The sequence below is a fragment of the Micromonospora sp. WMMD1155 genome, from assembly GCF_029581275.1.
Classification (GTDB): Bacteria; Actinomycetota; Actinomycetes; order Mycobacteriales; family Micromonosporaceae; genus Micromonospora.
In genome coordinates this window covers 1,446,331-1,467,186 of sequence record NZ_CP120742.1, presented here as the reverse complement: position 1 = coordinate 1,467,186, position 20,856 = coordinate 1,446,331, and the positions used below count along the sequence as shown (strand labels likewise).

Sequence of the window (20,856 nt, the reverse complement as noted above, 5' to 3'; positions counted from 1 at the left end):
GCAATGAGACACATGCGTCCCTCGCCGCCCGAGTCGGCCTTGTTCATCAATAGATGCACACCTATAGTTGCGCGATCGCACACCTTTCTGACCGTGGTGGTGCGGTGGGGTCGTCGAAGCGCTTCGATGATTCGTCGTTCAGGCCCGTCAGCCGGGTGTCGAGCCTGGCCGAGCGGTCTTGGCGCTGAATCGCGCCTGTCGTACGACACGAGGAGAACCCCATGCGGAAGTGGCGCCTTCGGCGCGGAATCACCGCGCTCGCGCTCGCCCTGCTGGCCCTACCAGCCGTTCCCGGCACCGCGCTCGCCGAACCGACCTACCCGTTCCGAGATCCCGACCTGCCGGTGAACGCCCGGGTCGACGATCTGCTCGGCCGGCTCACCCTGGACGAGAAGATCTCCTGGCTGCACCAGTACCAGCCGGCCGTGCCCCGACTGGGCATCGGCCTGTTCAAGACCGGCACCGAGGCCCTGCACGGGGTCGCCTGGTCGACCGATATCGACAACAACGGCGCGGTGGTGAAGGCCCGTGGCACGGTCTTCCCGCAGCCGGTGGGCATGGCGAGCACCTGGAACACCGACCTGGTCCAGCGGGTGGGTTCCGCCGTCGGTGACGAGGCGCGCGGCTACCACGCGCAGAACCCCCGGGTCTGGGGTCTCAACCTCTGGGCGCCGGTGGTCAACCTGCTGCGCGACCCCCGGTGGGGCCGCAACGAGGAGGGCTACTCGGAGGATCCGGTGCTCACCGCCGCCATGTCCACCGCGTACGGCTCGGGGATGACCGGCGGCGACCCGGACCACCTGAAGAGCGCGCCGACCCTCAAGCACTACCTGGCCTACAACAACGAGCTCCGGCGGGACGTCACCTCGTCCAACGTGCCACCACGGGTGCTCAACGAGTACGACCGCGCCGCCTTCAAGCCCGCCCTCGCCGCCGATGCGGCGACCGGGGTGATGGCCGCGTACAACCTGGTCAACGGCCGTCCGGCCACCGTTGATCCGGACCTGAACACGGTGTTCCCCACCTGGACCGACCGGCCGCTGATGAACGTCACCGACGCCTGGGCGCCGAACAACCTCGTCAACTCACAGAAGTACTACGCCACCCAGGCCGAGGGGAACGCGGCGATCGTCAAGGCCGGCCTCAGCAGCTTCATCACCGACGACACGAACGCACAGCCGACGGTCACCGCCATCAGGCAGGCCCTCGCCACCGGCCTGCTGACCGAGGCCGACATCGACGCCCGGATCCGGGAGATCCTGAACATCCGGTTCCGGTTGGGTGAGTTCGACCCGGGCGGCGGTCGGTACGGCGGCATCACCCCGGACGTCATCAACAGCCCGCAGCACCAGCGACTCGCCCGCGAGGCCGCCGGTGAGGCCATGGTGCTGCTGAAGAACTCCCGGCAGGCGCTTCCGTTGAATCCGGCCCGGACCCGCAAGGTCGCCGTGCTCGGCCCGCTGGCCGACACCCTCTACACCGACTGGTACGGCGGTGACCTGCCGTACCAGGTGACGACGCTCGACGGCGTCCGCGAACGGTTGGGTGGCGCGGCCGACGTTCGAGGGCTCGACGGGGCGGACCGCATCGCGCTGAAGGTGGCGTCGACCGGCCGGTACGTCTCGGCCACCGGCACCACCGACGCCGACCCGGTCGCCGCCACCGGCGAGACGGCGTCACCCGCCGCCCAGTTCGACGTCGTCGACTGGGGGCAGGACGTGGTGACGCTGCGCAATGCCGCCAACGGCCGCTACCTCGGCTACAACTGGGGGCCGTTCGTCACCCGTGACGAGCAGCCGAACGGCTGGTACGTGCAGCAGCAGTTCAAGCTGGAGCCGCAGGCCGACGGCACGGTGGCGCTGCGCTACGTCGGCTACGAGACCAAGGAGAGTTGGTTCGGCGCGAACACGTACGTCACGGTCGGCGACGACGGCGCCCTCAAGCTCGGCGCGTCGACGGCGGCCGACGCGACCCACTTCAGTCGCGAGCTGATCAGCAGCGGGCTCGACCGGGCCGTGGCGGCGGCGAAGGCGGCCGACACCGCCGTGCTGGTGGTCGGCAGCAACCCGTTCATCAACGGCCGGGAGGCGCACGACCGGACCTCGACGGCGTTGAGCGCGAGCCAGGAGGCGCTGGTCAAGGCCGTGACGAGGGCCAACCCGCGGACCGTGCTGGTGCTCCAGACGAGCTACCCGGTGACGACGACATGGGCGCAGGAGCACGTCCCGGCGATCGTCTGGACCACGCACGCCGGGGCCGAGACCGGGCACGCCGTCGCCGACGTCCTGTTCGGCGACCGCAACCCGTCCGGACGGCTGACCCAGACCTGGTACCGCTCCGACCGGCAACTGCCGCCGGACCTGCTGGAGTACGACATCATCTCGTCCGGGCAGACCTACCTGTACAGCAAGGCGAAGCCGCTCTACCCGTTCGGCCACGGGCTGTCGTACACCCGCTTCCGGTACGGCCCGGCCCGCGTCGGTGCCGGGTCGGTCACCGCCGACGGCACCATCGCGGTCGACGTCGACGTGACGAACACCGGCGGGCGGGCCGGCTCCGAGGTGGTGCAGCTCTACACCCATCAGCGCACGTCCCGGGACCGGACGCCGATCCAGCAGCTCAAGGCGTTCCAGCGGGTGGAACTCGCACCCGGGCAGACCCGTACCGTGACGCTGCGGGTGCCCGCCGTCGACCTGGCGCACTGGGACGTCACCCGCAGCCGGTGGGTGGTCGAGTCGTCCACCTACGACCTGATGGTCGGGGCCTCCGCCGGGGACATCCGGGCTCGGACCGCGGTGCGCGTCGACGGGGAGACGATTCCGGCGCGCGACCTGTCCCGGCCCACCCGGGCGGAGAACTTCGACAGGTACGCGGGGGTCCGGCTCGTCGACGAGACGAAGGTCAGGGGTACGGCCGTCGGTGCCACCGAGGCCGGTCAGTGGATCTCCTTCGCGGGTTCCGCCCTGCGACCCGGCGCGCGCACCTTCACCGCGACCGTCGCCAGGGCCGGGACGGGCGTCGGTGCGATCCAGGTCCGGCTGGGCTCACCCACCGGCCGGCTGTTGGGGACGGTCACCGTGCCCAGCACCGGCGACGACTACCGGTACGTGAGCACCAGCACCGAGTTGGCCCGGGTGGCCGGCACCCGTGACGTGTACCTGGTGTTCGACTCCGCGCTGCGGCTGGCGGACTTCTCCATCAGGTGACGGGAGGTTCGGGGGTCGGGGCGGATGCCCCGCCCCGACCCTCGGCCGGCGCATCACCGGCATCGGTGCGGATTCATCTGATGATCAATCGACAGCGCCAAGCAGTGAAGGGTGATCCGTCCGGAAAATCAGCATTAGCGCATAGATGTACTACGATTCATGGTTGCATTCATCACACGTGTGACCTACGCTTCGGGAAGATTTCGTAGCGATTAACAACAGAGTGCGGTCGGGCGACAGGTGCCCACCGGTCCTTAGTGGTGTCGCTGTTTCCGCGCTCGTCGCTCGATACGCACGGGGCCCCCTGTCGACGGCAAATGAGAGGAACCGTACGTGAGGTCAAACGTGTCCACCGCTCGAACGTCGATGCTGGCGGTGGCGGCCCTCGTTGCCGCCACACTGCCGGCCGTGCTGAGCGCCCAAACACCGGCCGCGGCTGCGGTGCAGGCCACCTACTACGTCGCCCCCGACGGAAACGACGCCAACGCGGGGACGCTCCAATCCCCGTTCCGGACCCTGCAACGCGCACGAGACGTCGTTCGTACGGTGAACGCGAACATGACCGGCGACATCAACGTGTATCTGCGTGGTGGGAGTTATCCGATCAGCAGCACGGTCGAGTTCGGTCAGAGCGACTCGGGCACCAACGGATACCGGGTCATCTACGGCGCGTACGCCAACGAGAAGCCGATCCTCGACGGCGGCGTCCAGGTGACCGGTTGGACCCAGCACAGCGGCAACATCTGGAAGGCGCCGCTGGACCGCGCCAACAAGCTGCGGGCGCTCTACGTCAACGACAAGCGCGCCGTCATGGCGACGAAGACGGTCAGCTCGGGCGGCTGCTTCGGGACGTACAACATCACCGCCGGTCAGGCCGCGTGGGCCTGGGAGTCGGGGTCGCAGTGCGACGGCGCCAGGTACAACCAGAACGACTTCCCCGCCATCGCGCGCAACCAGGACGACATCGAGATCGAGACCGGCACGACCTGGACCACCGCCATCGTGGGCGTCCGCCAGGTGACCACCGACGGTGGGAGCCGCGTCGCCCTGTTCCAGCAGCCGGGTGCGGCCATCGCCCAGGGGGCCTTCAACGGCAACGCCCAGGTCGGCGGCACCCACAAGCTGATGAACGCGTACGAGTTCCTGGACGCGCCCGGTGAGTTCTACTACGACAAGGGCGCCAAGACGGTCTACTACTACAAGGCCGGCACCGAGAACATGTCCACCGCGACGGTCTACGCGCCGAACAACGTGACCACCGTGCTGCGGGTCGCCGGCACCTCGACGACCAGCCACGCCCGCAACATCACGTTCTCCGGTCTGACCGTGCGGCACTCGGACTGGAACCTGTTCAACGTCGCCGGTTCGTCCTACAAGCAGGCGCAGCAGGGCAACCTCGGCGCGCAGGCGTACGCGAAGGGCAACTTCCACGTCTACCACTACCGCAACGTGGACCTCACCCCCGGCATCATCCAGATCCAGAATGCCGACGGCCTCCTGCTGCACCGCAACCGGATCGAGCACACCGGCGCCGACGGCATCAGCCTGGTCAACGACGTGCAGGGCACGCAGTTGATCGGGAACGCCACCAACGACATCGCGGGGTCGGCCATCAACGTCGGTCATCCCCAGCACGTCTACATCGGAGACGGCACGTCGACCAACCGGGAGAAGTACCTCCCGCAGGTCGAGGGGCTGCCGAAGAACATCGACATCAAGAACAACTACATCTACGACAGCGCTGTCCTGTTCAACGGGCACAGCCCCATCTCGGCGTACTTCGTCGACACCCTGTCGATCCAGCGCAACCGGATCGAGAAGGCCCCGTGGTCGGGCATCACCATGGGGTGGGGATGGTGGAACTTCGACGGGTCATCGGGCTCAATCCAGCCGAACCGCCCCACCACGACGGCGCGGAACAACACGATCAGTCACAACCACATCATCGACACGGTGCAGCGTCTGAGTGACACGGCGCCGATCTACACGTTGGGCAGCCAGCCGGGGACGACGATCACCAACAACTATCTCCAGGGCGTTCCGTCGGGTCACAAGTACGGCCTGCACCCGGACGAGGGGTCGGCGTTCATCACCTTCCGGGACAACGTGCTGAGCATCGACAAGAACGTCACCTGGATGATCAATTCCGACGACTTCGGTCGGAAGCACGACCTGAGCATCACGCAGATCTACGGCCCGATCAACAAGGTCTCGAACAAGAACCTGCCGAACAGCACCGTCGCCGACATCCTCGTCTCCTCCGACTACGTCTGGCCGGCGGCGGCCTACAGCATCGCGGCGAACTCCGGCCTCGAGGACGCCTACCGGGACATCGTCCCGGCGAGCACCTTCACCTCGCCGAACTACGTGCTGCCGGCCAGCACGTTCGTCACCAGCGCCACGGCGTCGATCCCGATCCGGAGCACCGGCGACGCCACCAGGTCGGTCTGGCTGGCGCCGCCCGGCACGACCAGCTTCACCGCCGGGGCGACGATGACCAGGGCGGCCGGCAACGCGACCACCATCGCCGTGCCGGCGACCCCGGGTGAGTACCGGCTCTACGTCGTCGACGCCCAGGGCAACCGGTCGGCGGAGTCGACGTGGATCGTCCGCCAGCAGCAGGGCGGCGGCAGCGGTACGGGGCAGGGACAGCTCGTGGGCGGCCAGTCCGGTCGCTGTGTCGAGGTGCCCAACTCGTCGACCACCAACGGCACCCAGACGCAGCTCTGGGACTGCGGCAGCGGCGCCAACCAGCGGTGGACCCACACCAGCGGCAGGCAACTGACCGTGTACGGCAACAAGTGCCTGGACGCCTCCGGGAACGGCACGGCCAACGGCACCCAGGTCATCATCTGGGACTGCCACGGGGGCACGAACCAGCAGTGGAACGTCAACACCAACGGCACCGTCACGAACGTCCAGTCGGGGCTCTGCCTCGACGCCAACGGCGCCGCCACCGCCAACGGCACGAAGATCATCCTTTGGTCCTGCAACGGTGGCACGAACCAGCAGTGGACGCTGCGTAGCTGACCCAACCCGACCCCGGGGCCAGGCCGACACGGGCCTGGCCCCGGCTATTTCTGGTAGCCGTAGTTGTCGCAGGTCCGCCGCTGCAGGACGCAGTTCTTGGTGCGCTTGTTCATGGTGTCGACGTCCCACATCACGAACGCGTCCCCGTGCATCGACGAAGCGCTCTTCCCCTCCTTGTCGGAGGAGAGGTAGTAGCCCGCCGGAGTGCCCTTCGCCGGGTACTGGATGTCGAAGGTGATCGCCGGGATCCGCACCGGGTGGCTGCTCGGGCAGCCGTTGCCGCTGCCGTACGCCACATGGTCCTTGTGGTTGGGGCTGTCCAGGTGCTTGCCGTCCCAGCAGTCGGGGAACTGCATCATGAAGTGCAGGGTGGCGTCGCCGCCGCAGATGGGCCAGTTGCCGTTGGTGCTGCGGGCGATTCCGTCGAGGTCACCGGGGCCGTAGAAGGCGCAGTAGAACTGGCCGGTCGCGCCGCGCGGCGTCGGCTTCTTCTTCTTGGCGTCACCGGAGATCATGCGCAGGCCGTTGGGCATCGGCATCTGGCCGGTCGAGTTCTTCGCCAGCGAGCGGTAGTAAACCCGGAAACCGGTCGTCTCGACCGGCTTACCGGTCGCGTTGTCGTAGAGCGTGGGCACCCAGTAGGCGGAGTGGTCCTGGACCGGCTTGCAGGAGGTGGCGGTGAACTTCGTCAGGTCCCCGGCGACGGTGTCGGCGTCGACCGCCTTGTTCCCGACGAAGGAGTGCATGTGGGAGGCGCCCGGGAGACCGGGAGCGACGATCGGGTCGTCCGGCAGCCGGTGGCTGTACTGGCAGTCCGCCCGGAACTCCGGGAGGTTGCCCACGCCGGCCGGGACAGGATCGATCTTCAACCTCTGGTACGCGTCGGCCTGCGCCTTCCAGGCGGCCCGGTCCACGGGTATCCAACCGGTCGTCGGGACCTTCGGCGTGGCCGCGGTCGACGGTGTCGTGGAGGCCGACGGGGTCGAGGAGGCCGCCGGTGTCGCCGAGGTCGACGCCGCCATGGCAGGGGATCCGGGCTGCCCGGCCGACGTCGACGGGTCGTCGAGGGCGTTGGACGCGTTCGACGGCTCGGGTGTCACGTCACCGTTGCCCAGGTACACGCCGGTGGCGGCGATGACCAGCGCGACCGTCGCGCCCGCGGCCATCGCCAGTCGGGTGCGGGTGAACCGACTCGGCGGGCGGTGCCGGGACGGGGGTGGGCTCGCGTCCGGTTCGGGCGACGGGGCGTACGACACGGGTCACTCCCAACGAGCGGACGACGGCGTTGACCCGGACGGCCACGGCCGCCGTATGGTAGGCGCTTCCCGATCACACCCGACAGCTTCTTAAAGCTTCTTTAAAGGATGTTGGTCGTTCCGCTCTCGGCGTGGTGGCGGCCACCGGGGTCGATGGCCGCCGTGCGACGTGTCGTCGCCCCCGGGATCACGCCTCCGGCGCGGCCTCGTCCTGCTGCTCCCCGCTCGGCGATTCCTCGACCTCGTCCGCCGCCTGCCCGGACGTCGGCACCGTCCAGGAGAACTCGATCTCGACGGACAACTCCGTCTCGCTCTCCTGCTCGATCTCCAGCTCGCAGCGCACGGTGTCCGCCACGGACACGGAGCCCGCCGCGCCGTAGAAGATCCGCCCATCGGACTCCAGCTGGCTCGCCAACTGACGCAACCAGGCGGCCAGATCCGAACGTGACACCGTACGGGCGTCCTCGTAGATATCCATGTCGGCCATGCTCGCACTCCACAAGGGACGATCCGGTGCAGGGCTTCGGCCGGACCCGGATCGGCCGCATGATATGGATCTTGTGGTGGCCCGGAAAATCTCGTCGCCGGAGGTGCTGCCGCGCAGGTTGTGGGTACTGGTGACTGATGACGTCGACCTGGAAACCCCACGAGAAGCACGGTGGCCTGTCGGACAAGGACAAGCGCGAGCTGCCGGAGAGCGTCTTCGCGTTCCCCGACAAGCGCAAGGAACCGATGACCGACGCGAGCCACGTCCGCAACGCCATCGCCCGGTTCGACCAGGTGCAGGGGGTCACCGACAAGGAGCGTGACCAGGCGTTCCAGAACATCCTCGCCGCCGCCGAGCACTACGACGTCGAGGTGGCGGAGACGAACTGGCGGCAACTCGGCAAGTTGCCGCACACCCCGAATCCGGCCCACTGAGGCGAGCGACGCTGCTCCGCGTCGCCGACGGGATAGATCCGGCACCGCCGGGTAGACCGCGCGATGCCCGCGAAACAGGAGTCGTCAGGCGACTCCGACCCGTCCCCGACCGATCGGGCGTTGGCCGGCCTGCGTGACCGGCTGGGATACGGCGTGCGCTCCCGCGCCTGGCGACTGCGCCTCAACGGGCTGCTCGCCGTGCAGGCCGGCATCGCGGCGTCGCTCGCCTGGTTCGTGGGTCACCAGTTCCTGGACAATCCCGCCCCGGTCTTCGCGCCCACCACGGCGGTCGGCATCGTGGCGGCCTCGATGGGATCACGCCTGCGGCGCACGATCGAGCTGCTGGTCGGGGTGGTCCTCGGGCTCGCCCGATCCCAACCGCCTGCACGCCCACCGGTTGGGCTACTCGGGCATGGTCGCCGCCGGTGAGTTCCGTACGGCGGCGAACGACCTGCTCATCGCCAGCGGGCTCGACGCCGACGACGCGGCGCTGTTGGTGCGGCGGACGGCGGATCCGGACGAATGGGACTGACCCGCCTCAGGTCGCCGTGAGTGCGGCGAGGACGTCGAGGTAGTGCGGGTTCCTCATGACGCCCAGCACATTGCCGAACGGGTCGACCACCGACGCGGTGACGAACCCCCCGTCCCCGTGCGGCGTGATCGGCTGGTACTCCGTCGCGCCCAACGCCAGCAGTCGGTCCACGGTGGCGTCGAGGTCGTCGACGTGCCAGTGCATGACCGCGCCACCCGGGCCGGTCGCGGTGGCCGTGGGTGGTGCGTGCCGGCGGTCGATGATGCCCAGTTCAGCTTGGTAGTCACCGACGCGGAACTCGGCGTACGCGAGGTGTCCGTCCGGCCCGGGGCGCGTGAAGTACGCCTCGACGCCGAGGAGGTGCGCGTACCAGGCGGTGGCCGCCTCCACGTCGTCCGCCCAGATGTTGAGTGTGGCAAATCCTCGCAGGCTCATCCGCGGTCCTCTCGTCGCTGTCGTCGATGAAGACGTTATCGGCGATTGCGGACAGATCCCTTCCGCAATGCCGTCGGGTTCGACGCGGTCGAGTCAGGGGACGGGTGCGGGCAGTGTGTCGCCGCCCTTTTCCGGGTAGTCGCCGCCGTTGCCACGACGGATGGCGGGGGACAGCGTGGAGAGCTACCCGGCGGTCGAAAACCATGGCCTCATCGGTGACCTGCAGACGGCGGCGCTGATCAGCAAGGACGGCATTGTCGACTGGTTCTGCGCGCCCCGCTTCGATTCACCGAGCGTTTTCGGAGCGCTGCTGGACCGCCGGAAGGGCGGCTACTTCCAACTCGCGCCCGACGGCATCGACTACGCGAGCAAGCAGCTTTACCTGCCCGGTACGCCGATCCTCATCACTCGTTTCCACAGTGCTGACGGTGTGGGCGAATTGGTGGACTTCATGCCGGTCACCGGTGAACACGCCACCAACCGGCACCGGTTGGTCCGGCTCGTCCGCATGATCCGGGGCAGTATGCCGTTTCGCTTCGACTGCCAGCCTCGATTCAACTACGGACGCGACCCGTTCGAGCTTGAGGTGCACCCCGGGGGAGACGTGTTCCGGAGCGCGACGCTGAACCTCACCCTGACCCCCTTCAAGGAGGGCAAATGGCTGATCGGCGAGGCGGACATCCACCGCGACGAGCAGGGCGTGTCGGCCCGGTTCACGCTGCACGCCGGCGACATCGGCGGGGTGGTGCTGGAGACGGCCCGACCACAGGCACCCCGACCGCTCAACACCGATGAGGCATGCGAACTGCTCGCCCAGACCCGCGACTACTGGCGACGGTGGATTGACGGCTGCCGTTACACGGGTCGGTGGAGGGAGGTGGTCGAGCGGTCCGCGATGACGCTCAAACTGATGACGTACGCCCCGACCGGCGCTCTGGTCGCCGCGCCCACCACCGGGCTGCCGGAGCAGATCGGCGGGCAGCGGAACTGGGACTACCGCTACACCTGGATCAGGGACGCGTCCTTCTCGGTACACGCGCTGCTGAGTATCGGCTTCACCGACGAGGCCCAGAAATACCTGCTCTGGCTGGACGCACGCATCCGGGAGGCCCGAGATCCCGATCTGCCCCTACAGATCATGTACCGGATCGACGGCTCACCGCACCTGCCCGAGGAGGTGCTGGACCACCTGGAGGGGTACCGGGGTTCGGCACCGGTGCGCATCGGCAACGCCGCGTCGGGCCAGCTGCAACTCGACATCCACGGCGAGGCGCTCAACTCCTTGGAACTCGCCGACCGCAACGGCCTCATCGCGCCGTACGAGGGTTGGCGGAAAACGGCAGAATTGATGGACTGGCTCTGCGAACACTGGGACCAACCCGAGGATGGCATCTGGGAGACCCGGTCAGGACGGCAGGACTTCACGTACGGGCGGGTGATGTCCTGGGTGGCGCTGGACCGCGCCATCCGCCTCGCCCAACGCCGCGGGCGCCCCGGTGACACCACCCGTTGGACGACCGAGCGCAACGCCGTCTACGAGCAGATCATGACCCGGGGCTTCCACCCGGGTCGGCAAGCCTTCGTGCAGCATTACCGCACCGACATCCTGGACGCCTCGCTCCTGGCCATGCCCGGGATCGGCTTCATCTCACCGATGGACCCGATGTGGGAGTCGACGTTGCGGGCGATGGACGCCGAACTGGTCTCCGACAGCCTCGTCTACCGCTACGACCCGAACGCCTCGCCGGACGGTCTGGCCGGCACCGAGGGCACCTTCAGCATGTGCACCTTCTGGTACGTGCAGGCCCTCGCCCAGGCCGGCCGGCTCGACGACGCCCGACTGACCTTCGAGAAGATGCTCACCTACAGCAACCCGCTGGGCCTCTACTCCGAGGAGATCGCGCCGACCGGTGAGCAGATCGGGAACTTCCCTCAGGCGTTCAGTCACCTGTCGCTGATCAGTACCGCGAACCACCTCGACCGTCTGCTCGACGAGCAGGGTTGACCCGTTCAGAACAGCGTCAGGGGTTCGACCGGGATCGGCTCGGGCAGTGCGTCGAGCGTGGGCACCTGCGCGCGTACCTCGTCGTGGAACCGGCGGGCGAGCGCGGGCGCGTCGGCGTTGTCCGGCGTGTGGACGAACATCGTCGGTGAGCGCCCCTCCCGGAGCCAGGTGGCTGTCACGTCGACCCAGTGCTGCCACCCCTCGACAGTGCGAGCGGAGTCGTCGCGGCCGAGATAGCGGACGATCGGCCGATCGGTCAGTGCCAGCGACCGCAGCGGCACACGGGGTTTCTTGGTCCAGGCGTCCCGCTCCGCGTCGCTGGTCGGCCGGCTCGCGAAGAAGGCGGTCGTGTCGAAGGGGATCCACTCGGCCGACACGGATCCGAGGGTCGCCTCCAACAGCCGGATCGCGCGGTCGTCGGTGAAGAACGCCGGGTGGCGGACCTCCACCGCGTACCGGTGGGATCGGGGAAGTCGGGTCAGGAAGCGGCCCAGGGTCGGCACGTCGGCGGGCGCGAACGAGCCGGGCAACTGGATCCAGAGAGCGTGCGCGCGGGGGCCGAGCGGCTCGATCGCGTCCAGGAAGGCGTGCAGTGGTTCGCCGACGTCGGTGAGTCGGCGTTCGTGTGTGACGACCTTCGGAAGCTTGGGGACGAACCGGAACGTGGGATCGGTCTGCGCGGCCCACGACGTCACGGTGTCCCGGGTCGGGGTCGCGTAGAACGTCGTGTTGCCCTCCACGGCGTCGCACCAGCTCGCGTAGTGCGCCAGGCGTTCCCCGGGCGGCAGTCGGTGCCCCGGCCACGACCGGTGACTCCACATCGCGCACCCCACGTGGAGACGCATGACCGCACCCCTCCCACCGGTGACCGTGCTCGACGCCGCCCACCGTATCCGGGCCGGTACCGGGGCGACGGCCGACCTCCTGTCGTCAACTAGGAGTTGACGATGGGAGGTGCGTCAACCTATGGTTGACGCATGACAGAACCTCTTCAGATCGGTGTCACCGTCAAGCTCGACGACCTCATCCAGGCGATCAAGAAGGCGCACACCGATGCGCTCGACCAGCTCACCGACGCGGTCATCGCCGCCGACCACCTCGGTGAGGTCGCCGATCACCTGATCGGTCACTTCGTCGACCAGGCCCGCCGCTCGGGTGCCTCCTGGACCGACATCGGCCGCAGCATGGGCGTCAGCAAGCAGGCCGCCCAGAAGCGTTTCGTGCCGAAGGCCTCGACCGATGCCGCCGCGCTCGACCCGAACGCCGGCTTCGGCCGGTTCACCCCCCGGGCCCGCAACGTGGTGATGGCCTCCCAGGAGGAGGCCCGCGCCAGCAGGAACGCCGAGATCGGGCCCGAGCACCTGGTGCTGGGTCTGCTCGCGGAGCCGGAGGCGCTGGCCGCCCGGGTGATGGCCGACCTGGGCGTCACCCCCGAGGCGGTGCGGGAGACTGTCGCCGCCGCCCTTCCGCCACGGGTCGAGCAGGTGCCGGACCTCATCCCGTACGACGCTCGCGGCAAGAAGGCGTTGGAGTTGACCTTCCGGGAGGCGCTGCGCCTCGGGCACAACTACATCGGCACCGAGCACATCCTGCTCGCCCTGCTGGAGCAGGAGGACGGTGCGGGGGTGCTCACCAGCCTCGGCCTGGAGAAGGCGGCGGTGGAGGCCGACCTCGCCACCGCGCTCGCCGCCGTTGTCAAAGACGCGTCGAAGAGCGACGACGCCGGTTAGGCGCTCCGGACCGTTCCAGCCGTCCCGGAGTGGCGAGGCCACTGCGGGACGGCGCGTGCCGTCGCCGGATAGTCACCGGCAGCCCACGTCGCAGCAGCACTCATCACGCCTCCCTCGTCGCGGAAGGCGCCCTTGAAGCCGATGCTCCGGGGTGAGCGTGGCGGACCCGGTCCGTCGCAGCGACTCTCACTCCGGCATCACCGACCGTAGGTGGCGCAGGCGGGTCCTGACAAATTGCCCGTCTTCGCACCTTGATCCGGCGTCCGGAAAGTTGCATATGCCGTCACGGGTCCTCGTGCCGGACCGCGCTCACCTAGCCTCGGCTCAACGCGTCATCCATCGACGCATCGGCATTCGTTGAACGGGGGAGCGCATTGAGGCATTCATTCAGACGGTTGCTGTGGCGCACCATGGGAGCCGCCGTCGTGTTGACAGTGGCCGGCGGGATGTTCGCCGCGCCGGCACAGGCCGACCCACCGACCCCAGCCGACCGGCAGCGCTGCGTCGACCTTCTGCTGACCGGTGGCCCGGAGGTCGTCCGCGCCGCCGAGTTGGCGCTCACCGGTTCGGACGCCGACCTGCGGGCCTTCCTGGACGCCGGATTGGCCGCCGCCCAGGCGCACGACGACCGGGTGCAGGTGGCGCAGTTGCAGGCCGCGGGCGGTAGCACCACCCGCGCCGCGGCCGAGGCCGCTCTGGCCGGCTCGCCCGCCGATGTCCGGGCCTTCCTCGACAGTGGCTACGAGGAACCGTTGGCCATCGACCTGCGCATCAAGCTTGGCCAGGTCATCTCCGCTGGTGGGCCGCAGGTCAAGGCCGCCGGTCAGACCGCGCTGAACGGCGATCACCAGCAGGTCCTCAACTTCTTCTACCTCGGCCTGGACCAGGCCCGCACCCTCGACGACCGGATCCGCATCGCGCAGATCATCTCCGCCGGCGGCCCGGTCGTTCGGGAGTCCGCCCAACAGGCACTCAACGGCGGCACCGGTCAGGACCTGCGGGAATTCCTGATCGCCGGGCAACACGTGGCGCGGGCGCGCGACCAGGAGATCAGCACGCTGTCGTCGCTGGTGAGCCGGGCCAAGGAAGCCGGCGAGTTGGCGGCCGAGGAGACCGAGGCCGCGAAGCTCGCCTCCGCCCAGGCGGTGGAGGCGTCCCGGCTGGCCAAGGAGGCCGCCGAGCGCGCCAAGGCCGAGACCCAGGCCGCGCAGAACTCCGCCGAGCGGGCCTCCCGCGCAGCGGCCCGGGCCGCCGACGCGGCGGCTCGTGCGGCGGACGCGGCGCGGACCGCGGTCAGCGCGGCGAAGGCGGCCAACAACGCCGCCCGACTCGCCTCGAACGCCGCGGCCCGGGCCGCCTCGGCGGCGACCCTCGCCGGCCAGGCGGCCTCCAAGGCGTTCGGGGCGGCAGCCGCAGCGGCGACCGACGCGAGCAAGGCGGAGGCGGCCCGCCAGGCCGCCGCGACGGCGCGCAAGGTGGCGGCGGACGCCCGGAAGGCGGCCGACGCCTCGAAGGCGGCCGGCAACGCGGCGCAGGCGGCCAGTGGAGCGGCGCTCAACGCCGCCAACGCCGGAGCGCACGCGGCGGCTGCCGCTGCGGCAGCCGCCGCAGCCGGTGGGCAGTCCAACGTGGCGGCGGCGGAGGCGGCGCGGGCCCGCGCGGCGGCCGAGGCCGCACAGCGCAACGCCGCCGCCGCGACCCGTGCGGCGAACGAGGCCGACCGGTTCGCCCGGCAGTCGGCGCAGGCGGCCAACCAGGCGTACCAGGCGGCGATGGACGCCGCCGCGCACGCGACCGCGGCTGCCGCAGCGGCCGACGACGCGGCTGCGCACGCTGGTGACGCCGCGACAGCCGCAGCCAAGTCGACCCAGCACGCGGCCGGTGCGCTGGCCGCCGCCAACACCGCCACCGCAGCGGCGAACCAGGCCGCGGCGGTCGAGGAGGCCGCCCGGGTCGCGGACGTGGAGCGGTTGGCGGCCCAGACGGAGTACGGCGTGCAGGACGCCAAGGAGGCCCGGCTCGCCGAGCAGGCGGAGTCGGCCCGGGCCGCCGACGACGCGGCCGAGGAGGCCCGGCTGGACGCGCAGACGCGGCAGTGGTTGGCCGAGGCCAGCGCAGCCGGAGCGCCTTCGGCAGTCGTGCTGTCCAGTGGCCGGCTCGCGGCCGCGCGCCTCGTCCGCACCGGTGGTCAGTGGACCCGTCAGGCAGCCTCCGAGGCCCTCGCGGGTTCCGAGGCGGACCTGCGGACCTTCCTGGCCTCCGGACGGGCCGTGGCGGCGGAGGAGGACGACCGCGCGCGCGTGCGGCACATCGGTGCCCTGGGCAAGCCCGCACTGCGCGACGCGGCGAAGGCGGCCCTCGCCGGTGACCACGACGACGTCGAGGGGTTCCTGCGCACCAGGGACTACGTGGGCAAGGAGCAGGACGACCGCATCCAGATCGGTCAGCTGATCACCGCGGGTGGGCCGACCATGAAGACCAGGGGGCAGGCGGCGCTCAACGGCACCGAGGCCGACCGGCACGAGTTCCTGATGACCGGGCAGTACGCCGCGGCCGAGATCGACGACCGGATCAAGGTCGGCCAGATCATGTCCGCCGGTGGCCCCGAGGTGAAGTCCGCCGCCCAGGTGGCCCTGGAGGGTTCCCGGGCGTTCCTGAAGGACTTCCTGGCCGACGGGCAGTTCCGGGCGCAACGGCGGGACCTGGAGGCGGTCACCCACGTGGCGCGGGTGCGCGGCCTGGTCGCCGAGGCGGCCGGTTACGCCGCCAACGCGCGTAAGGACGCCGCCGAGGCGGCCCGGGTCGCGGCGGTGGCCCGCAAGGCGGCCGAGGACGCGGCGCGGTACGCACTGGAGGCCCAGCAGGCGGCCAGCCAGGCCGCCGGCTACGCCACCCAGGCCATGCAGTCGGCGCAGTCGGCAGCGGCATCGGCGATCCAGGCCGCGCAGGCGGCGCAGGTCGCGAAGGCCGCCGCCGCCTCGGCGCGGCAGAGTGCGGCGAACGCCGCCGCGTCGGCTGCCAGGGCCACTGACGCCGCGGCACGGGCGAGCGCCTACGCCAGCGCGGCGTACGACGCCGCGGACCGGGCCCGCGCCTCGGCGTTGGCCGCCGGTCGAAGTGCCGACCAGGCCGCCGCGGAGGCAGCGGCGGCGCTGGCCGCAGCCGTCACCCTCCAGCGCCAGGAGGCGGCACAGAACCCGGGCGGGCCGCCCGACGGGCCGCGACTGGACCAGCCGACCGGGGAGGACCCGAGGCGGTTGGGTAATCAGTTGCTGGGCAACAACGCCCTCGCCTTGACGGCGCTGGCGATGTGGGGAGGCAACTGCTTCACCGGTGCCAAGCAGATCATCTGCACCGATGTGAGTACGCCGAAGGACCGCACGATGACCATCGGCGATTACATGCTCTATCCGAAGAGTCGGGACGAACTCGACGACCTGCTGGAAGAGGAGGCGCGGGACCGGGAACTGCTGCGGGCCGCGGGTGTGGACGCCAGCACCTACGGCCCCAACCTCCTCGAACATGAGGCGCGGCACTCAGACCAGTGGCAGTATCTCCCGCCAACTCAATTCCTTACGCTGTACTACCTCGGCGCAGGGGTCTCCAATCTCCTGACCGGCACAGATGGGAATGGCAACCCCTGGGAGGTCGGTGCCAATCCGTACATGGGGAAGTACTGGAAGTACGGAGAGCCGTTCATCGAGTTCGAAAGATGTTGGATCAACATCTTCTGTTAGGTGGAGACCGATGAATCGATCACTTGTCCGGGCGGTGGGCGTCTTGGCGGCGCTCGCCGCCCTGGCAGGGGCCACCGCGTGTAGCCCGGTGGACAAGCCGGTGCTCGCGCTGCGCGTCGTCAACGAGCAACCGACCCTGCTCGTGGCCGAATGTGGCGTGTTCACGGCGGACCGGATCAGCGTCTTCACCATCGGTGTAACGCCGACCAAGAAGTGGGCGATCATCCGGGAGGGCGGTGCGGAGGCTGAGGCGGTGACCCTGCTGGAGCCACCGCCCGCCTGGACGGTCGAGCAGCAGACACTCGCCACCTTCGAGCCCGCCGTCGAGTACGCGGTCACCGCTTACGGTGATCAAACCGATGCTGATTCCGTTCACTTCACCCTGGCGCAGCTGACCGAGCTCGGGCCGGACCAGGTTCTCGTGAGCGACGGCGGCACGAAGCGGAAGGCGGTCACCGAGACCGCCTTCCGCGACAAGGCGAAGAAGGCCTGCTGACGCGGTCGGGTCAGGAGGCGTCGGAGAAGCCGTAGCGCAGGGCGTGCTCCGGATCGGCAGGGTCGATCTGGCGCACGCCCGCGTCGGCGAGGCGCTTGTTGACCTCGTCGAGCTGCTCGCGTACCAGTCGGGCCTCCTCCTCGGTCACCCGACCACGGTGCGGTTTGCCGGCGTGCTCCAGCGTGCCGTAGTCGATCTTCTCGGCGCTCTTGCGGGCCTTGGGCGGGCGGACCCGCTCGGCCGTCTTCAGTAGTTGGGCCATCGGTACGTCGGTGGCCATCGCGTCGAACTCGCTGGCTGTCAACACCACCCGGCGGGGCTCGCCGCCGCCGTGCCGGTCGTGGATCTCGACCACCGCCACGTCCAGGGCGGCGTCGTCGATGTTCTCCACCTCGGTCGGCGTGGCGTCCAACTGCACGGGCCCGGCGACCAGGTCCGGGTGCTCCAGCACCACGACGCGGACCACCTCGTCGTCCTGCTGCAGAACCGTGCCGGTGAAGTCGGAGACGTGGATCGTCTTCTTGCCCATGCGCGGAGCTTCTCCTGTCGTTGGCCGGGATGCCGGACCACAAGAAATTACCCGACAGGTGTGCGAAAGCCGCCGCTGGACCTCCCCGGTGTGTCGCCCGCGCGGGAGCCTCGCTGCTGCGTCACTGGCGGTTCAGGCGGTGTCGAGTGGAACTGCCGGAGGACATCTTGTTCAGTCCGCTCCACGGCAGGTCGCCGGCGCCGACCGCGCGGGGGTGGCGGTAGCGCGGCTGCGGAGGGATGCCGCCGACGGTCTCCGCCGCCCGCCAGAGTCGCTCGGGGTCCTGCTGGTAGTTGTCGCTCGGCTGCATCGGCATGCGTTCACCGTCCCAAACAAAGGTGTCCAGGTATGGAAATAGATATGACGGTCGATTCGTTCGCCTGGTTCCGCCCCACGGCGGTCGGGTCCGGCCCGCACGGTTCGTCCGCCCGATCGGGCCACCCGGCGTACGGTGATCCACGACGGGCCGGGTGACGGGGAGGTCTGATGCTCGACCGGCGGCTCCAACTGCACCTGGCCAGCTGGCTCGGCCAGTGGCCGGCCGGGCCGGGGTTGCACGTGGTCGCCTCGCGCCGACGGGCCCAACCGGCCTGGGACGGTCGGCTGCGCCCCGCGCTCGCCGTGGACACCGGGCAGAGCGGTGTCCTCTCCGTGGCACCGGAGCGGGTGGCGGCGATCCGCTCGTTGGTGCGGCGTACGCCCGATCGGCTGCTCGCCGCGCTGCCGGAGGCCGTCGGGCTGCCGGAGTGGTGCGTGCACGACGGCGCCTTCCGGTGGAGCGTGGCTCCCGCGCCGCTTCCCGACGTGGGGGAGTGGACCGAGCCGACGGCTCCCGGGTTGCCGCCCTGGTTGCGGCTCTTCGACCAACCTGTGCTGGTGGTTCGTGACCCGGACGGCACCTACCTGGCGGGTGCCGGGATCAAACGGCACGACGCGTACGGGCACGAGTTGGCAGTGGGCACGGTGCCGGCCGCCGAGGGGCGCGGCCTGGCCCGTCGGCTCGTGGCGCAGGCGGCACGGCGGGTCCTCGACGAGGGAGCGGTGCCGACCTATCTGCACGAGCGGGGCAATCACGCGTCCGCCCGGGTCGCCGACGCGGCCGGGTTCCCGGATCGGGGCTGGCGGGCGTACGGGGTCTACCCACGCTGAGCGGCCAGCAGGCCGGTAATGGGCGCGGACCGTGGATCCCGGGCCGGATCCACGGTCCGCAACCTCCCCCCAGGCCCCGGCTCCGGTGCGCCGGTCACGCTCTGCGCGAGCCGGAACATGTCGATCACGCTACGTATCGAACAGGCGTGGAGCAAGGCTTAGGCTGTCGGTTCGGAGTGTCGAAAAGTGGACTTGACCTGCGGCTGGACCGGTCACGGTAGCTCAACCGCCGGTGACGTAGCGTGCCGTACCGGGGTCGATCGCTCCGTTCACCCGGTCAGGCCGAGCGCCTCGGCCGCCGCACGCCCGTTGGCGTGGCTCGCTCCGTAGGTGGTGACGAAGGCGCGTACGCCGGCCGGCCGCCACTGTGCCGGCCAGCCCATCTCCACCACCGTCACCGCGTGCTGGGCGGCCAGGTCGGTGATCAGCTCCGGGCCGCCGGGAAGGCGGTGCAGGTGCCGCCCGACCAGCACGATGGGTCGGTCACCGGCCAGCCCGCGCAGCCCCGACGGGTCGGCCTCGGTGGCGATCACCCGGAGCTCCTGCACGCCGTCGAGGTGTGGACCGAGGCCCCACGGCACCCGCCCCTCGGCGATCGTCGACTCGGTGTGCAGGTGCACCACGAGTGGTTGGTCCAGGCCGGTGAGCAGGCCGTCCACCCGCACGGCTCGCCGCGCTGCCGCGTACCCCAGGTCGTTGTCGAGGGTGGTCGGCGAGGCGACGGCGGCCCGGGTCCAGGCGGCGAGTTCGGCGGCGCGACCGGCCGCCTCCTCGACCCGCGCGGTCGTCAACCGGCCGTCGGTGAGCGCGCCGACGATCTCGGCGGCGACCAGCTCGACCAGCTCGACGTCGACCTTGGCGCCGATGCAGAGCAGATCGGCGCCCGCGGCCAGGGCGCGGACGGCGGCCGGGCCCACCCCGCCGGCAGCCACCGCCGCGCCCTTCATCTCCAGGGCGTCGGTGATGACGGCGCCGGTGAAGCCGTACTCGGAACGGAGCAGGTCGACCAGGACGGCCCGGCTGAAGGTGGCCGGGTCGGCGCCGGTGAGTTCCGGAACCCGGATGTGCGCGGTCATCACGGCCCGCGCCCCGGCGGCGACGACCGCCGCGAACGGCGGCAGGTCCCGCTGGCGCAGCAGGGTCAGTGGTGCGTCCACGGTGGGCAACTCGTGGTGGGAGTCGGTGATCGTGGCACCGTGCCCGGGGAAGTGTTTGGCGCAGGCGGCCACGCCGGACGCCTGCAGGCCGGCCACGGCGGCGGCCGAGTGGGCGGCGACCCGCACCGGATCCGCGCCGAAGGACCGGGTGCCGATCACCGGGTTGTCGTCGGCGGTGTTGACGTCCACCGTCGGGGCGAGGTTGACGGTGATGCCGAGCGCGGCCAGTTCGGCGCCGATCGACTGGTAGACCCGTCGGGTGAGCGCCACGTCGCCGATCGCGCCGAGGGCGGCGTTTCCGGGGTACGGGCTGCCGGTGGCGTGCGCCAGCCGGGTCACGTCGCCACCCTCCTCGTCGATGGCGATGAGCACGTCCGGTCGTCCGGCGCGCAGCGCGGCGGTGCTTGCCGCCACCTGCGCCGGGTCGTGCACGTTGGTGCCGAACAGGGTGTGCCCGGCCAGCCCGTCGGTCAGCAGGTCGACCGCCCAGTCCGGCGGGACCTGCCCCGAGTACGCGGCCAGTAGCGTGCCGAGCGCCAGTCGGCGCAGTCCTGGATCCAGCCCCACGTGATCTCCCCCTTCGGTGCCCGGCGGGTACGAAACGTCATACCTGTGGTGGTCTTGGCCCTGCCGAGTCGGCCGAGCGTCCCACCGTCGGGTGACCGTTACGCTA

Annotated in this window: 16 protein-coding genes; 9 read left to right on the top strand and 7 right to left on the bottom strand. The window is 70.1% G+C overall.

Features of this window, described 5'->3' with window-relative positions:
* The first annotated feature begins 221 nt into the window (after positions 1 to 221).
* Positions 222 to 3,206, top strand: a complete 2,985-nt coding sequence (locus O7617_RS06435; RefSeq protein WP_282262166.1) for a glycoside hydrolase family 3 protein — start codon at positions 222 to 224, stop codon at positions 3,204 to 3,206.
* A 366-nt stretch (positions 3,207 to 3,572) separates the two neighbouring features.
* A complete protein-coding gene (locus tag O7617_RS06430) occupies positions 3,573 to 6,236 on the top strand; it encodes a ricin-type beta-trefoil lectin domain protein (protein WP_282264655.1) in 2,664 nt (887 codons plus the stop codon).
* Positions 6,237 to 6,280: 44 nt separating this feature from the next.
* Here O7617_RS06430 and O7617_RS06425 read toward each other — a convergent pair whose 3' ends face one another.
* Positions 6,281 to 7,492, bottom strand: coding sequence for a DUF1996 domain-containing protein (locus O7617_RS06425; RefSeq protein ID WP_282262165.1), 1,212 nt, complete (start codon positions 7,490 to 7,492; stop codon positions 6,281 to 6,283).
* Positions 7,493 to 7,679: 187 nt separating this feature from the next.
* Entirely contained in the window at positions 7,680 to 7,979 is a 300-nt protein-coding gene (locus O7617_RS06420) for an amphi-Trp domain-containing protein (RefSeq protein ID WP_282262164.1), read from the bottom strand.
* A 137-nt stretch (positions 7,980 to 8,116) separates the two neighbouring features.
* Here O7617_RS06420 and O7617_RS06415 point away from each other — a divergent pair, with 137 nt between their 5' ends.
* Positions 8,117 to 8,413, top strand: coding sequence for a DUF6582 domain-containing protein (locus O7617_RS06415; protein WP_282262162.1), 297 nt, complete (start codon positions 8,117 to 8,119; stop codon positions 8,411 to 8,413).
* A 63-nt stretch (positions 8,414 to 8,476) separates the two neighbouring features.
* The gene (locus O7617_RS06410) at positions 8,477 to 8,842 is read left to right on the top strand and encodes a hypothetical protein (RefSeq protein ID WP_282262161.1); all 366 of its coding nucleotides are present in this window, start codon (positions 8,477 to 8,479) and stop codon (positions 8,840 to 8,842) included.
* A gap of 109 nt (positions 8,843 to 8,951) precedes the next feature.
* Here O7617_RS06410 and O7617_RS06405 read toward each other — a convergent pair whose 3' ends face one another.
* Entirely contained in the window at positions 8,952 to 9,380 is a 429-nt protein-coding gene (locus O7617_RS06405; RefSeq protein WP_282262160.1) for a VOC family protein, read from the bottom strand.
* A 175-nt stretch (positions 9,381 to 9,555) separates the two neighbouring features.
* On the opposite strand from O7617_RS06405, the gene O7617_RS06400 reads away from it, so the two are divergent.
* Positions 9,556 to 11,385, top strand: a complete 1,830-nt coding sequence (locus tag O7617_RS06400) for a glycoside hydrolase family 15 protein (RefSeq protein ID WP_282264654.1) — start codon at positions 9,556 to 9,558, stop codon at positions 11,383 to 11,385.
* 5 nt (positions 11,386 to 11,390) lie between these two features.
* On the opposite strand, the gene O7617_RS06395 is transcribed toward O7617_RS06400, so the two are convergent.
* Positions 11,391 to 12,206, bottom strand: coding sequence for a DUF72 domain-containing protein (locus O7617_RS06395; protein ID WP_282264653.1), 816 nt, complete (start codon positions 12,204 to 12,206; stop codon positions 11,391 to 11,393).
* Between the two features lie 156 nt (positions 12,207 to 12,362).
* On the opposite strand from O7617_RS06395, the gene O7617_RS06390 reads away from it, so the two are divergent.
* The 3 genes from O7617_RS06390 (at position 12,363) to O7617_RS06380 (ending at position 17,348) form a co-directional block, all read left to right on the top strand.
* A complete protein-coding gene (locus tag O7617_RS06390) occupies positions 12,363 to 13,115 on the top strand; it encodes a Clp protease N-terminal domain-containing protein (protein WP_282262159.1) in 753 nt (250 codons plus the stop codon).
* Between the two features lie 410 nt (positions 13,116 to 13,525).
* Positions 13,526 to 16,852, top strand: coding sequence for an ALF repeat-containing protein (locus O7617_RS06385; protein ID WP_282262158.1), 3,327 nt, complete (start codon positions 13,526 to 13,528; stop codon positions 16,850 to 16,852).
* 10 nt (positions 16,853 to 16,862) lie between these two features.
* Positions 16,863 to 17,348: a hypothetical protein gene (locus tag O7617_RS06380; protein ID WP_282262157.1), complete on the top strand. Its 486-nt coding sequence runs from the start codon at positions 16,863 to 16,865 to the stop codon at positions 17,346 to 17,348.
* 10 nt (positions 17,349 to 17,358) lie between these two features.
* Here O7617_RS06380 and O7617_RS06375 read toward each other — a convergent pair whose 3' ends face one another.
* Positions 17,359 to 17,877: a hypothetical protein gene (locus O7617_RS06375; protein WP_282262156.1), complete on the bottom strand. Its 519-nt coding sequence runs from the start codon at positions 17,875 to 17,877 to the stop codon at positions 17,359 to 17,361.
* 121 nt (positions 17,878 to 17,998) lie between these two features.
* On the bottom strand, positions 17,999 to 18,193 hold the full coding sequence (locus O7617_RS06370) for a DNA repair protein (RefSeq protein ID WP_282262155.1): 195 nt from the start codon (positions 18,191 to 18,193) through the stop codon (positions 17,999 to 18,001).
* Between the two features lie 170 nt (positions 18,194 to 18,363).
* Here O7617_RS06370 and O7617_RS06365 point away from each other — a divergent pair, with 170 nt between their 5' ends.
* Positions 18,364 to 19,026: a GNAT family N-acetyltransferase gene (locus O7617_RS06365; RefSeq protein ID WP_282262154.1), complete on the top strand. Its 663-nt coding sequence runs from the start codon at positions 18,364 to 18,366 to the stop codon at positions 19,024 to 19,026.
* A gap of 269 nt (positions 19,027 to 19,295) precedes the next feature.
* Here the strand turns inward: O7617_RS06365 and O7617_RS06360 are convergent, their stop codons facing one another.
* On the bottom strand, positions 19,296 to 20,750 hold the full coding sequence (locus O7617_RS06360) for a glycoside hydrolase family 3 N-terminal domain-containing protein (protein ID WP_282262153.1): 1,455 nt from the start codon (positions 20,748 to 20,750) through the stop codon (positions 19,296 to 19,298).
* Between the last annotated feature and the right edge of the window lie 106 nt (positions 20,751 to 20,856).

Bases quoted from the DNA above. Each gene is read 5' to 3' on its own strand.
- O7617_RS06405 (WP_282262160.1), bottom strand. From the start codon at position 9,380: ATGAGCCTGCGAGGATTTGCCACACTCAACATCTGGGCGGACGACGTG.
- O7617_RS06410 (WP_282262161.1), top strand. From the start codon at position 8,477: ATGCCCGCGAAACAGGAGTCGTCAGGCGACTCCGACCCGTCCCCGACC.
- O7617_RS06430 (WP_282264655.1), top strand. From the start codon at position 3,573: ATGCTGGCGGTGGCGGCCCTCGTTGCCGCCACACTGCCGGCCGTGCTG.
- O7617_RS06390 (WP_282262159.1), top strand. From the start codon at position 12,363: ATGACAGAACCTCTTCAGATCGGTGTCACCGTCAAGCTCGACGACCTC.
- O7617_RS06435 (WP_282262166.1), top strand. From the start codon at position 222: ATGCGGAAGTGGCGCCTTCGGCGCGGAATCACCGCGCTCGCGCTCGCC.
- O7617_RS06385 (WP_282262158.1), top strand. From the start codon at position 13,526: ATGGGAGCCGCCGTCGTGTTGACAGTGGCCGGCGGGATGTTCGCCGCG.
- O7617_RS06420 (WP_282262164.1), bottom strand. From the start codon at position 7,979: ATGGCCGACATGGATATCTACGAGGACGCCCGTACGGTGTCACGTTCG.
- O7617_RS06380 (WP_282262157.1), top strand. From the start codon at position 16,863: ATGAATCGATCACTTGTCCGGGCGGTGGGCGTCTTGGCGGCGCTCGCC.
- O7617_RS06395 (WP_282264653.1), bottom strand. From the start codon at position 12,206: ATGTGGAGTCACCGGTCGTGGCCGGGGCACCGACTGCCGCCCGGGGAA.
- O7617_RS06370 (WP_282262155.1), bottom strand. From the start codon at position 18,193: ATGCCGATGCAGCCGAGCGACAACTACCAGCAGGACCCCGAGCGACTC.
- O7617_RS06375 (WP_282262156.1), bottom strand. From the start codon at position 17,877: ATGGGCAAGAAGACGATCCACGTCTCCGACTTCACCGGCACGGTTCTG.
- O7617_RS06365 (WP_282262154.1), top strand. From the start codon at position 18,364: ATGCTCGACCGGCGGCTCCAACTGCACCTGGCCAGCTGGCTCGGCCAG.
- O7617_RS06415 (WP_282262162.1), top strand. From the start codon at position 8,117: ATGACGTCGACCTGGAAACCCCACGAGAAGCACGGTGGCCTGTCGGAC.